Genomic DNA, 11,576 nt, shown 5'->3' on the forward strand with positions numbered 1-11,576 from the left:
GTGATGCAGGTGTAGGAAAAGGGAGAGGATAAGGTAGCTCGTTTGTACGAGCGCCTCAGACGCATTTGTCATAATTATTTCATGGTTATGCGCAGGCGTTATATCGAATCGCGATAGCGCACCGCATAAACGATTCCGCAGCCTGTTTCATTAAGCCCAAGTGCCTCATTTCAGCTCATTTACCCCTACACATTGCGGGGTTGCAGAGCCTGTCTATACTCGGATTTGTACGCGATTAGCTGATGACGCCAGACTGCATAAGCAGGCAAGGCTAAGCGGTTGTAAGCAGTATGGAAGCCGCTCCCTTCGACGCAGGTGCAAACCGGCGGGATAACAAGAACGATAAGGGGAACCCGCAATGATGCGACATCCACACGTTTGGATGGGCCTCCTGTTGTGGTCAGTATTCGGCCAGGCACATGCCGCCTGGACAACGAATATGGCGCCAGGGGCGACAGAAGTCAGTCACGCTGTGTTCGACCTGCACATGACCATTTTCTGGATATGTGTGGTGATCGGCATCATCGTGTTTGGCGCGATGTTCTGGTCGATGATCGTTCATCGCCGGTCCACGGGCCAGGTCGCGGCGAAGTTCCACGAGAGCACCACCGTGGAGATCCTCTGGACCGTAGTGCCCTTGCTGATCCTGATCGCGATGGCCATTCCTGCGACCAAGACCCTCATCAATATCTACGACAGCAGTGAATCGGATATCGATATCCAGGTCACCGGCTACCAGTGGAAGTGGCATTACAAATACCTGGGCCAGGACGTGGAGTTCTTCAGCAACCTGGCCACGCCCGCCGAACAGATCCACAACCAGGCGACCAAGGGCGAACATTACCTGCTGGAAGTCGACCAGCCGCTGGTGTTACCGGTGGGGGCCAAGGTGCGCTTCCTGGTGACGGCCGCGGACGTGATCCACTCGTGGTGGGTGCCGGCCTTTGCGGTCAAGCGCGACGCCATTCCCGGCTTCGTCAACGAGGCCTGGACGCGTGTCGAGAAGCCCGGCATCTACCGTGGCCAGTGCGCCGAACTGTGCGGCAAGGACCACGGCTTCATGCCCATCGTGGTCGAGGTCAAGTCCAAGGCCGATTACGAAACCTGGCTCGGCGAGCGCAAGGCAGAGGCCGCCAAGCTCAAGGAGCTGACCTCCAAAGAGTGGACCCTGGAAGAACTCGTGGCGCGTGGCGATAAGGTCTACCACACCACCTGCGTGGCGTGTCACCAGGCTGAAGGCCAAGGCCTGCCGCCGATGTTCCCGGCGCTCAAAGGCTCGAAAATCGCCATCGGCCCGAAAGACGGCCACCTGAGCATCGTCTATCACGGCAAGCCCGGCACCGCGATGGCCGCGTTCGGCAAGCAGCTCTCTGAAGTGGATATCGCCGCCGTGGTGACCTACGAGCGCAACGCGTGGGGCAACAACAAAGGCGACATGGTCACGCCTAAAGACGTGCTGGCCATCAAGCAGGCGGAAAGCCAATGAACTCTTTCATGGCGTTTACCTCGACCTGCCCTGCCCACTTGCTCTCAGGAGAACGGCCATGAGCGCTGTGATTGATGACCATGGTCACGCTGACCATGCCCACGGCCCCGCCAAGGGTTTGATGCGCTGGGTGCTGACCACCAACCATAAAGACATTGGCACGCTGTACCTGTGGTTCGCCTTCACCATGTTTCTGCTCGGCGGTTCGTTCGCCATGGTGATCCGTGCCGAACTGTTCCAGCCCGGCTTGCAGATTGTGGAGCCGGCGTTTTTCAACCAGATGACCACCATGCACGGGCTGATCATGGTGTTCGGCGCGGTCATGCCGGCGTTTGTCGGCCTGGCCAATTGGATGATTCCGCTGATGATCGGCGCGCCCGACATGGCCCTGCCGCGCATGAACAACTTCAGCTTCTGGCTGCTGCCGGCGGCATTCCTGCTGCTGGTATCGACCCTATTCGCCCCCGGTGGTGGGCCGAATTTCGGCTGGACCTTCTACGCGCCGCTCTCCACCACCTATGCACCGGAAAGCGTGACGTTCTTTATCTTCGCCATTCACCTGATGGGCATCAGTTCGATCATGGGCGCCATCAACGTGGTCGCCACCATCCTCAATCTGCGCGCTCCAGGCATGACGTTGATGAAAATGCCGCTGTTCGTCTGGACCTGGCTGATCACCGCGTTCCTGTTGATCGCGGTAATGCCGGTGCTGGCAGGCTGCGTGACCATGATGCTGATGGATATCCACTTCGGCACCAGCTTCTTCAGTGCGGCCGGTGGCGGTGACCCAGTGCTGTTCCAGCATGTGTTCTGGTTCTTCGGCCATCCCGAGGTGTACATCATGATCCTGCCGGCGTTTGGTGCCGTGAGCTCGATCATCCCGACCTTTTCTCGCAAGCCACTGTTTGGCTACACCTCGATGGTCTACGCCACGGCGAGCATCGCGTTCCTGTCGTTCATCGTATGGGCGCACCACATGTTCGTGGTCGGTATTCCGTTGGTGGGCGAGCTGTTCTTCATGTATGCCACGCTGCTGATCGCCGTGCCGACCGGGGTGAAGGTGTTCAACTGGGTCAGCACCATGTGGCAAGGCTCTCTGACGTTTGAGACGCCCATGCTGTTTGCGGTGGCCTTCGTAATCTTGTTCACCATCGGCGGGTTTTCCGGGCTGATGCTGGCGATTGCCCCGGCCGACTTCCAGTACCACGACACCTACTTCGTGGTGGCGCACTTCCATTACGTACTGGTGCCCGGCGCGATCTTCGGCATTTTTGCCTCGGCCTACTACTGGCTGCCGAAATGGACCGGCCACATGTACGACGAAACCCTGGGCAAGCTGCATTTCTGGCTGTCCTTCGTGGGCATGAACCTGGCGTTCTTCCCGATGCACTTCGTCGGGCTGGCGGGCATGCCGCGGCGGGTGCCGGACTACAACCTGCAGTTCGCCGACTTCAACATGGTCTCGTCGATTGGTGCCTTCATGTTCGGCGCCACGCAGATCTTCTTCCTGTTCATTGTGATCAAGTGCATCCGTGGCGGTACACCCGCACCGGCCAAGCCTTGGGATGGCGCCGAAGGCCTGGAGTGGAGCATCCCTTCGCCTGCGCCGTACCACACGTTCACTACGCCGCCGGAGGTCAAATGAACCTGACGCCGCAAATCCCCTGTGGGAGCGGCCTTTCTCGCGAAGACGGTGTGTCAGTCAGCCTCATCATTGGCTGTGAAACCGCATTCGCGAGCAAGCCCGCTCCCACATTGATCGCGTTCGTCTCAGGTGAGCATCATGGCTGACTCCGCTGCGCTCAAACGCCTGGTCACCCGCCTGCTGATCCTGGTGGTGGCGATGTTCGCCTTTGGCTTTGCGCTGGTGCCGATCTATGACGTGATGTGCAAGGCGTTCGGCATTAACGGCAAGACGGCCGGACAGTACGAGGGCTCGCAGGTGGTGGACGCCTCACGCCAGGTGCGGGTGCAGTTCTTGTCCACCAATGCCATCGACATGGTTTGGGATTTTTATGCCAAGGCTGACGAAGTGGTGGTCAACCCGGGTGCGGTGACCGAGATGCTGTTCGTGGCCTACAACCCTACCGACAAACCGATGACTGCCCAAGCCGTGCCGAGTATTTCGCCGGCTGAAGCGGCGATGTACTTCCACAAGACCGAGTGCTTTTGCTTCACCCAGCAAGTGCTGCAGCCAGGCCAGCGCATTGAGATGCCGGTGCGCTTCATTGTCGACCGCGACATGCCCAAGGATGTGAAGCATCTGACCCTGGCGTACACGCTGTTTGACATCACTGCGCGCCAACCGCCCGTGGCTGTCCATACCGGCGGCTAGCTACTGTTTGCCCGCTCAATCAGGAGAGCGAATACATGTCGACTCATGATACGTACTACGTACCAGCGCAAAGCAAATGGCCGATAATTGCCACCTTTGGCCTGTTGATCACTGTGTATGGCTTGGGTGTGTGGTTTAACGACTTGAAGGCGGCGCGCCCGGAATCCCACGGCCCGTGGATCTTTTTCGTCGGTGGCCTACTGTTGGCCTACATGATGTTTGGCTGGTTCGGCGCGGTGATCAAGGAAAGCCGCGCCGGTTTGTACAGTTCGCAGATGGACCGCTCGTTTCGATGGGGCATGAGCTGGTTCATCTTTTCCGAAGTGATGTTTTTTATCGCGTTCTTCGGTGCGCTGTTTTACGTGCGGCACATGTCCGGCCCGTGGCTGGGCGGGGAAGGCCACAAGGGCATCGCGCATATGCTGTGGCCGAACTTCGAATTTGCCTGGCCTTTGCTCAACAACCCAGACCCGAAAATGTATCCGGCGCCGGAAGGCACCATCAGTCCTTGGGGCCTGCCACTGGTCAATACCATTCTGCTCGTGAGTTCCAGCGTGACCATCACCATCGCCCACCATGCCTTGCGCAAAGGCCATCGCGGCGCGCTGAAGATTTGGCTGGCGATCACCGTGCTGCTGGGCCTTGCATTTCTTGGGTTCCAGGCCGAGGAATATATCCACGCTTATAAAGAGTTGGGGCTCACGCTCGGTTCGGGCGTGTACGGCGCGACCTTCTTCATGCTCACCGGCTTTCATGGTGCGCACGTCACCATCGGCACCATCATTCTGTTCGTGATGCTGATGCGCATCCTGAAGGGGCATTTCAATGCCGAGCACCAGTTCGGCTTCGAAGCGGCGAGTTGGTATTGGCACTTTGTGGACGTGGTGTGGATCGGGCTGTTTTTCTTCGTCTATGTGCTGTGAGGCGCCTTACCACGGCGCATGAGAAACCAGCTGGCCGCTAAAAAAGCCCCAGGCGATCAGCGCCACGGTGATCACGGCCAGTACCACGCGCACGGTCAGGGCAGTGACGAGGCGGTTGGAGTTGCCCTCGTCCTTGACCAGATAGAACAAGCCACTGAACAGGCTCACGACAGTCGCGATCAGCATCAGGGCAATAGCGGCTTTGAGCATGGTCTGGCTCCAATTGGATGGGCGGGCAATGAAAACAAGTATAGCCAGCGCCATAAAAAGCTTTCGCCCCGGGATTGCGCCGACGCTGGTGGTGTTGGTGCTGCTGCCGTTGATGGTGGGCCTGGGGTTCTGGCAATTGTCCCGAGGCCATGAAAAACAGCTGATGGTGGACAGTTATGCCGAGCGGCGCGCGGCTGATCCGATCAGCAGTGCACAGCTTAACGAACTGGCTGACCCGGCTTTTCGCCGTGTGCGCCTGCGCGGGCAATTCGACGCCGAACACAGTGTGTTTCTCGATAACCGCCTGCGTGACGGCAAGGCCGGCGTAGAGCTGCTGCAACCCTTCCACGACCAGGCCAGCGGCCTGTGGCTCTTGCTCAATCGCGGCTGGCTGCCTTGGCCGGATCGGCGCACGCCGCCCGTCTTTGCCACCCCTGAGCAGCCCTTGAACCTGGATGCCTGGGTTTACGTCGCCCCCGGCGAAACCTTCCAACTGCATGCTGACCCGACGAGCGCGCAATGGCCGCGCTTGCTGACCGCCCTGCATCCGGCCGCGCTGTGGGCTGAACTGGGGCGCAGTGGTTTCGCCTACGAGCTACGGGCCGAAGCAGGCCCCGGCACCTACGAAACCACCTGGCCCATCGTGGCCATGGGGCCTGAAAAACACCTGGCTTATGCCGTGCAGTGGTTCGCCATGTCGCTGGCCCTGCTGGCGCTTTACCTCTACCTCGGATGGCACAACAAAAAGGAGAAGCCCCATGGGAGCGGCCATGAATCCACTCAACATGTCTGACGTGCCTGATCGGCGCAAAGGCCGTTGGCAGCTGTTGCTGATCCTGATGATGGTAATCGGCCCGATGGCGCTGGCGACCTTCATGTACAAATTGCAGTTCTGGGTGCCGGAAAGCCGCAGCTACCATGGCGAGATAATCGGCAACGGCCAGACCCGCGCCGATATTGGCGTGCAAGCCGATGAACAGCGTTGGCAACTGCTGGTCACCGCGCCCGCTGCCTGTGCCGCAGATTGCCAGCAACTGGTGTACCTCGCGCGCCAGTTGCAGATCGGCCTCGGCCGCGACGCCTCCCGTGCCAGCCACGCCTTGGCCAGTGCGCAGCCGGTCACCACCGACTACGAGGCCAAGCTCAAGGCGCAATATCCGCAACTGCAGCGTTACCCGCTGGACCTGGCGACCTTCACCAAGGACGCCGGCGCGCCGGGCGATGCACAGCTGTGGATCGTCGATCCCCACGGCAACCTGGTGCTGCGCTATGACGCCAAGGTCAAGGGCAAGGACGTGCTCAACGACCTGCGCCATCTGCTGAAACTGTCGAATATCGGATAAGGGCATCGTCATGGCCAAACCTGGATTTCGCCTCGCGTTGTTTGCCACCTTGCTGGCGCTGATCGTCGTGCTGCTGGGCGCTTATACCCGCCTGACCCATGCTGGACTGGGGTGCCCGGACTGGCCCGGCTGTTACGGTTTTATCAGCGTGCCGCAAAGCGAGACTCAGCTGGCCCATGCCGAACTGCATTTCCCCGATACACCGGTTGAGGCGGACAAGGGCTGGAGCGAGATGATTCACCGCTACTTCGCAGGCACTTTGGGCCTACTGATCTTGCTGCTCGCGGCGCGCTCGTGGAGCCATCGGCGTGATCCCGGTCAGCCGGTGAAATTGCCGCTGTTTCTATTGGCGGTAGTGTTTGCACAGGCGGCGTTTGGCATGTGGACGGTCACGTTGAAGCTGTGGCCGCAGGTGGTGACGGGGCATTTGCTCGGGGGCTTTGCGACCTTGAGCCTGCTGTTTCTGCTGACCCTGCGATTGTCGGGCGTGCTGCCTGCGTTGATTGTCCCCAAGCGCCTGCAATATTGGGCGACGGCAGGCTTGGTGCTGGTGATCGGGCAGATTGCGCTGGGCGGCTGGGTCAGCTCCAACTACGCGGCCGTGGCCTGTGTTGATCTGCCAACGTGCCATGGCGAATGGTGGCCGGCGGCGGATTTTGCCAATGGCTTTCATCTTACCCAGCATATTGGCCCTAATTACCTTGGCGGGCAGTTGGACAGCGAAGCGCGCACGGCCATTCACTTGACCCACCGCATCGGCGCCGTGATCGTCAGCCTGGTATTGCTTGGCCTGGCCTGGCAACTGCGCGCGGTCGGCATGACGCGGCTAGCGGGTTTGTTGCTGATCGCCCTGGCTGCACAAATCTGCCTGGGCCTGAGCAATGTGGCGTTCGGGCTGCCGCTGGCAATAGCTGTAGGCCATAACGCAGGAGGCGCCGTGTTGTTGCTGAGCCTGGTGCTGGTCAATTACCACGCCCGCACCAGCCTGGTCCGGGTGCGTAATCAACGGCCGTTCGGCTGGCGTTTTATCCCGCGCAAACACGTATCGGGCCTCATCACCCTTAAAGGAGAGATGCCATGGCGACCTTGAGCGGCGCGCGTCACGGCCAGGCGATCTGGCGTGACTACCTGGAGCTGACCAAGCCGAAAGTGGTGGTGCTGATGCTTATCACCTCGCTGGTGGGGATGTTTCTCGCAACGCGCGCGGGTGTGCCGTGGACAGTGCTGGTGTTCGGCAACTTGGGCATTGCCCTGTGTGCCGGTGGCGCGGCGGTGGTGAACCACGTGGTGGACCGGCGGATTGATGCGGTGATGGCGCGCACCCATAAGCGGCCGCTGGCGCAGGGGCGTGTGTCGCCGTTGGCTGCTTTGGCCTTTGCATTGTTCCTGGCTGTTGCGGGATTGGCGCTATTGCTGGCCTTTACCAACCCATTGGCGGCATGGCTGACCTTGGCTTCGCTGCTGGGGTACGCAGTGATTTACACCGGTTTCCTGAAGCGTGCGACGCCTCAAAATATCGTCATCGGCGGCCTCGCCGGTGCTGCGCCGCCATTATTGGGCTGGGTCGCCGTCACCGGCCATGTCAGTGCCGAACCGCTGCTGCTGGTGCTGATCATCTTCGCCTGGACCCCGCCGCACTTCTGGGCGCTGGCCATCCACCGCAAGGAGGAATACGCCAAGGCCGATATCCCCATGCTGCCGGTCACCCATGGCGAGCACTACACCAAGGTGCACATCCTGCTCTATACCTTCGCCCTGCTGGCGGTGAGCCTGATGCCCTATGTGATCCATATGAGCGGCGTGTTGTACCTTGCGTGCGCGCTGATATTGGGCGGGCGCTTTCTGCAATGGGCCTGGGTGTTGTACCGTGGCGCTCGGCCGCACGCGGCGATCAACACGTTCAAGTACTCTATTTGGTACTTGCTGCTGCTGTTCATCGCCCTGCTCGTAGACCACTACCTACTGTTGAATCTATGACTCGAACTCAAAAAACTGTCTTCATCCTGGTGGCCCTGGTGGCATTGATCATGGGCCTGACCGTCAACAAAGTGCTCTCGGGCAAAGGCCAGGGCGACCCCACCGCTTTGATCGACGCCGGTATCATCCTGCTGCCGCAAAGCCGTCAGCTACCGCCGGTGACCATGACCAATCAGGAAGGCCAACCGGTGCAGGTTAATGAGTTGAAAGGCAAGTGGAGCCTGCTGTTCTTCGGCTACACCTTTTGCCCGGACATCTGTCCGACGACCCTCGCCCAGCTGCGCCAGATCAAAAGCGAACTGCCCAAGGACGTTGTGGATAAGTTGCAGGTGATCCTGGTCAGCGTCGACCCGCACCGCGACACGCCGACTCAGCTCAAGCAGTACCTGGGCTACTTCGACCCGCAGTTCCAGGGCCTGACCGGCGCGAATGTCGAGGATGTGCAGAAGGTTTCAAATGCGGTGAGCATTCCGTTCATTCCGGCGGATACCAGCAAGCCGAACTACACCGTCGACCACAGCGGCAACCTGGCGCTGATCGGACCGGATGGGACGCAGCGTGGGTTTATCCGGGCGCCGTTGAACAATCAGAAGCTGGTGGTGCAACTGCCGGTGTTGCTACAGCGCAAATAGGCCGGACGCCAACCCAGCCAACACCACAAAACAAATGTGGGAGTGGGCTTGCTCGCGAATGCGGGGTATCAGTCGACGAAGATGTTGACTGGTCCAGCGCATTCGCGAGCAAGCCCGCTCCCACATTTTTTGATCTCCAGTGTTTGGGAGATCGAGTCAGGTCAGAACGCCGGCTTGATCGCGCCTTTGTACTTCTCTTCGATGAATTTCTTCACTTCAGGCGTGTGCAGGGCTGCGACCAGCTTCTTCACGGCGTCCGAGTCTTTGTTGTCTTCGCGGGTGACCAGGATGTTCACGTAAGGCGAGTCGCTGCCTTCGATGACCAGCGCGTCCTTGGACGGGTCCAGCTTGGCTTCCAGCGCGTAGTTCGTGTTGATCAGCGCCAGGTCAACCTGGGTCAGCACGCGCGGCAGGGTGGCGGCTTCGAGTTCGCGAAACTTCAGGTTTTTCGGGTTGGCGGTGATGTCTTTGATGGTCGACAGGATGTCTGTCGGATCCTTCAGGGTGATCAGGTTGTGCTTGGCCAGCAGCAACAGCGCACGGCCGCCGTTGGTGGCGTCGTTCGGGATCACCACGTTGGCACCATCAGGCAACTCGTCCAGTTTCTTGTATTTGCTGGAGTAAGCGCCCAGGGGTTCCAGGTGTACACCGGCTACGCTCACCAGGTGAGTGCCCTTGGTTTTGTTGAACTCATCCAGGTACGGCTGATGCTGGAAGAAGTTGGCGTCCAGGCGCTTTTCAGCCACCTGTACGTTCGGCTGCACGTAGTCGGTGAAGACTTTGACCTGCAGGTCCACGCCTTCTTTAGCCAGGGCAGGTTTCACGAATTCCAGGATTTCCGCGTGCGGGACCGGCGAAGCGGCGACCGTAATGGTCTCGGCGTGGGCGGAAAACGCGGCAACGGCGGCGAAAGCAACCAGTAGTTTTTTCATCCAGCAAGCTCCTTGTTCGGGCATAGCCGGCGGGGGCCGGCAATGGCCGTTATTTTCGAGAATAGTGCGTCACCAGCTTATCGCCGATGGTCTGCAGAATTTGTACCAGCACAATCAACATCACCACGGTGACGACCATGACGTCGTCCTGAAAACGCTGGTATCCATAACGAATGGCCAGGTCACCCAAGCCTCCGGCGCCCACTACACCGGCCATCGCGGTGTAGCCTACCAGTGCGATCGCAGTGACTGTGATTGCAGCAATGATACCGGGCTTAGCCTCCGGCAAAAGCGCCTTGATGATGATCTGCCGGGTGGTGGCGCCCATTGCTTGAGTCGCCTCGATGATGCCGCGGTCCACTTCGCGTAGGGCGGTTTCCACCAGCCGTGCGAAGAACGTCGAAGCTCCTACCACCAGCGGTGGAATGGCCCCGGCCACGCCAAGCGATGTGCCTGTGATAAAGATCGTCGTAGGGATCATCACAATCAGCAGAATGATAAATGGCAGAGAGCGTATGGCGTTGACCACGAATGCCAGTACTGCGTAGGTGTTCTTCTGCTCCAGCAACTGTCGAGGGCTGAAGAGAAACAGCAGAACGCCCAGCGGCAGGCCCACCAGCACGGTGAACAGCAGCGAGGTACTGAGCATCAGCATGGTGTCGCCGGTGGCAACCCAGATGTCAGCCCAGTCAACTTTGTCGAAGTAATGCAGTAAAACGTCCATTAACGCAGGATCTCCATGTGCACATCGGCTGCGGTAAAGCGGGCGAAGGCCGCTTCCATGTCACCGCCGGTAATGGCCAGGGTCAATTGCCCGTAGGGAATGTCTTTGATGCGGTCGATACGCCCGGCAAGGATGCTGTAGTCCACACCCGTTTCGCGGGCGACGGTACCCAGCAACGGCGCGTAGGTCGATTCACCTTGGAACGTCAGGCGCACGATGCGGCCTGGGACGTGGGCGAAATCATCGCGCTGTTCACCTTCGTCGACCTGCTCGGATTCTTGTACGAAGCGCTTGGTGGTCGGGTGCTTGGGGTGCAGGAACACATCGGCGACCGAGCCTTGCTCGACGATCACGCCGGCGTCCATTACCGCCACCTGGTCGCAGACGCGGCGGATCACGTCCATTTCATGGGTGATCAGCACGATGGTCAGCTTCAACTCGCGGTTGATCTCGGCCAGCAGTTGCAACACCGAAGCGGTGGTTTGCGGGTCGAGGGCGCTGGTGGCTTCGTCGCACAGCAGGATCTTTGGCTTGGTCGCCAAGGCACGAGCGATGCCGACGCGTTGCTTCTGGCCGCCGGACAACTGCGCCGGGTACTTCTTGGCGTGGTCTGACAGGCCGACACGGGCGAGCAATTCGGCGACGCGCTGGTCGATTTCCTTGCGCGACAATTCGCCGGCCAGGGTCAGAGGCAGCGCCACGTTGTCGGCAACGGTCTTGGACGCGAGCAGGTTGAAGTGCTGGAAGATCATCCCGACCTGCTGGCGGAAACGGCGCAGGCCGTTGGCGTCCAGGGCGGTGACTTCTTCGCCATCAACCGTGATCTGGCCGCCGCTCGGTTCTTCGAGGCGGTTGATCAGGCGCAGCAGTGTGCTTTTGCCTGCACCGGAGTGGCCAATCAGGCCGAACACCTGGCCGTTTTCGACACTCAGGCTGGTGGCATGCAGTGCGGGAATATCCTTACCGGCGACGCGGTAGGTTTTATGGACGTTATGAAACTCGATCACGTAGCGA

Annotated in this window: 13 protein-coding genes; 9 read left to right on the forward strand and 4 right to left on the reverse strand. The window is 59.9% G+C overall.

Annotated features, from left to right (window positions below):
• Nucleotides 1–358 precede the first annotated feature (358 nt).
• The 4 genes from coxB to AACY44_RS07145 all read left to right on the forward strand — a co-directional run bounded on the left by coxB (nucleotide 359) and on the right by AACY44_RS07145 (nucleotide 4,744).
• Nucleotides 359–1,486: a cytochrome c oxidase subunit II gene (gene coxB / locus AACY44_RS07130; protein WP_339419211.1), complete on the forward strand. Its 1,128-nt coding sequence runs from the start codon at nucleotides 359–361 to the stop codon at nucleotides 1,484–1,486.
• A gap of 58 nt (nucleotides 1,487–1,544) precedes the next feature.
• On the forward strand, nucleotides 1,545–3,131 hold the full coding sequence (gene ctaD, locus AACY44_RS07135) for a cytochrome c oxidase subunit I (RefSeq protein WP_065875623.1): 1,587 nt from the start codon (nucleotides 1,545–1,547) through the stop codon (nucleotides 3,129–3,131).
• 138 nt (nucleotides 3,132–3,269) lie between these two features.
• Nucleotides 3,270–3,821, forward strand: a complete 552-nt coding sequence (locus AACY44_RS07140; RefSeq protein WP_339419209.1) for a cytochrome c oxidase assembly protein — start codon at nucleotides 3,270–3,272, stop codon at nucleotides 3,819–3,821.
• 35 nt (nucleotides 3,822–3,856) lie between these two features.
• Nucleotides 3,857–4,744, forward strand: coding sequence for a cytochrome c oxidase subunit 3 (locus tag AACY44_RS07145; protein ID WP_339419208.1), 888 nt, complete (start codon nucleotides 3,857–3,859; stop codon nucleotides 4,742–4,744).
• A 6-nt stretch (nucleotides 4,745–4,750) separates the two neighbouring features.
• Here AACY44_RS07145 and AACY44_RS07150 read toward each other — a convergent pair whose 3' ends face one another.
• A complete protein-coding gene (locus tag AACY44_RS07150; RefSeq protein WP_339427752.1) occupies nucleotides 4,751–4,954 on the reverse strand; it encodes a twin transmembrane helix small protein in 204 nt (67 codons plus the stop codon).
• Between the two features lie 28 nt (nucleotides 4,955–4,982).
• On the opposite strand from AACY44_RS07150, the gene AACY44_RS07155 reads away from it, so the two are divergent.
• From AACY44_RS07155 to AACY44_RS07175, 5 genes are read left to right on the forward strand one after another with little or no spacing between them, the layout of a single operon-like run.
• Complete coding sequence (locus AACY44_RS07155; RefSeq protein ID WP_339419205.1) at nucleotides 4,983–5,747, forward strand: SURF1 family protein; 765 nt, start codon at nucleotides 4,983–4,985, stop codon at nucleotides 5,745–5,747.
• Entirely contained in the window at nucleotides 5,713–6,297 is a 585-nt protein-coding gene (locus AACY44_RS07160; protein WP_339419203.1) for a hypothetical protein, read from the forward strand. Before AACY44_RS07155 ends, AACY44_RS07160 begins: the two co-directional genes overlap by 35 nt.
• A 10-nt stretch (nucleotides 6,298–6,307) precedes the next feature.
• Complete coding sequence (locus tag AACY44_RS07165; RefSeq protein ID WP_339419202.1) at nucleotides 6,308–7,387, forward strand: COX15/CtaA family protein; 1,080 nt, start codon at nucleotides 6,308–6,310, stop codon at nucleotides 7,385–7,387.
• Nucleotides 7,375–8,274 carry a heme o synthase gene (gene cyoE / locus AACY44_RS07170; protein WP_339419201.1) on the forward strand — a complete coding sequence of 300 codons (900 nt, stop codon included), beginning with the start codon at nucleotides 7,375–7,377 and terminating at the stop codon, nucleotides 8,272–8,274. Before AACY44_RS07165 ends, cyoE begins: the two co-directional genes overlap by 13 nt.
• A complete protein-coding gene (locus AACY44_RS07175; protein WP_339419199.1) occupies nucleotides 8,271–8,906 on the forward strand; it encodes an SCO family protein in 636 nt (211 codons plus the stop codon). Before cyoE ends, AACY44_RS07175 begins: the two co-directional genes overlap by 4 nt.
• A gap of 161 nt (nucleotides 8,907–9,067) precedes the next feature.
• On the opposite strand, the gene AACY44_RS07180 is transcribed toward AACY44_RS07175, so the two are convergent.
• The 3 genes from AACY44_RS07180 to AACY44_RS07190 are packed head-to-tail and all read right to left on the reverse strand — an operon-like array spanning nucleotide 9,068 to nucleotide 11,569.
• Nucleotides 9,068–9,838 carry a MetQ/NlpA family ABC transporter substrate-binding protein gene (locus AACY44_RS07180; RefSeq protein ID WP_339419198.1) on the reverse strand — a complete coding sequence of 257 codons (771 nt, stop codon included), beginning with the start codon at nucleotides 9,836–9,838 and terminating at the stop codon, nucleotides 9,068–9,070.
• A 49-nt stretch (nucleotides 9,839–9,887) separates the two neighbouring features.
• Nucleotides 9,888–10,562, reverse strand: a complete 675-nt coding sequence (locus tag AACY44_RS07185; RefSeq protein WP_339419197.1) for a methionine ABC transporter permease — start codon at nucleotides 10,560–10,562, stop codon at nucleotides 9,888–9,890.
• Entirely contained in the window at nucleotides 10,562–11,569 is a 1,008-nt protein-coding gene (locus tag AACY44_RS07190; protein WP_339529980.1) for a methionine ABC transporter ATP-binding protein, read from the reverse strand. Before AACY44_RS07190 ends, AACY44_RS07185 begins: the two co-directional genes overlap by 1 nt.
• Nucleotides 11,570–11,576: the final 7 nt, after the last annotated feature.

The organism is Pseudomonas sp. RA_15y_Pfl1_P11, assembly GCF_963970975.1.
GTDB lineage: Bacteria > Pseudomonadota > Gammaproteobacteria > Pseudomonadales > Pseudomonadaceae > Aquipseudomonas > Aquipseudomonas tritici.

Coding starts and splice junctions, on each gene's coding strand:
- coxB (WP_339419211.1), top strand. CDS start 359: ATGATGCGACATCCACACGTTTGGATGGGCCTCCTGTTGTGGTCAGTA.
- ctaD (WP_065875623.1), top strand. CDS start 1,545: ATGAGCGCTGTGATTGATGACCATGGTCACGCTGACCATGCCCACGGC.
- AACY44_RS07140 (WP_339419209.1), top strand. CDS start 3,270: ATGGCTGACTCCGCTGCGCTCAAACGCCTGGTCACCCGCCTGCTGATC.
- AACY44_RS07145 (WP_339419208.1), top strand. CDS start 3,857: ATGTCGACTCATGATACGTACTACGTACCAGCGCAAAGCAAATGGCCG.
- AACY44_RS07150 (WP_339427752.1), bottom strand. CDS start 4,954: ATGCTCAAAGCCGCTATTGCCCTGATGCTGATCGCGACTGTCGTGAGC.
- AACY44_RS07155 (WP_339419205.1), top strand. CDS start 4,983: ATGAAAACAAGTATAGCCAGCGCCATAAAAAGCTTTCGCCCCGGGATT.
- AACY44_RS07160 (WP_339419203.1), top strand. CDS start 5,713: ATGGGAGCGGCCATGAATCCACTCAACATGTCTGACGTGCCTGATCGG.
- AACY44_RS07165 (WP_339419202.1), top strand. CDS start 6,308: ATGGCCAAACCTGGATTTCGCCTCGCGTTGTTTGCCACCTTGCTGGCG.
- cyoE (WP_339419201.1), top strand. CDS start 7,375: ATGGCGACCTTGAGCGGCGCGCGTCACGGCCAGGCGATCTGGCGTGAC.
- AACY44_RS07175 (WP_339419199.1), top strand. CDS start 8,271: ATGACTCGAACTCAAAAAACTGTCTTCATCCTGGTGGCCCTGGTGGCA.
- AACY44_RS07180 (WP_339419198.1), bottom strand. CDS start 9,838: ATGAAAAAACTACTGGTTGCTTTCGCCGCCGTTGCCGCGTTTTCCGCC.
- AACY44_RS07185 (WP_339419197.1), bottom strand. CDS start 10,562: ATGGACGTTTTACTGCATTACTTCGACAAAGTTGACTGGGCTGACATC.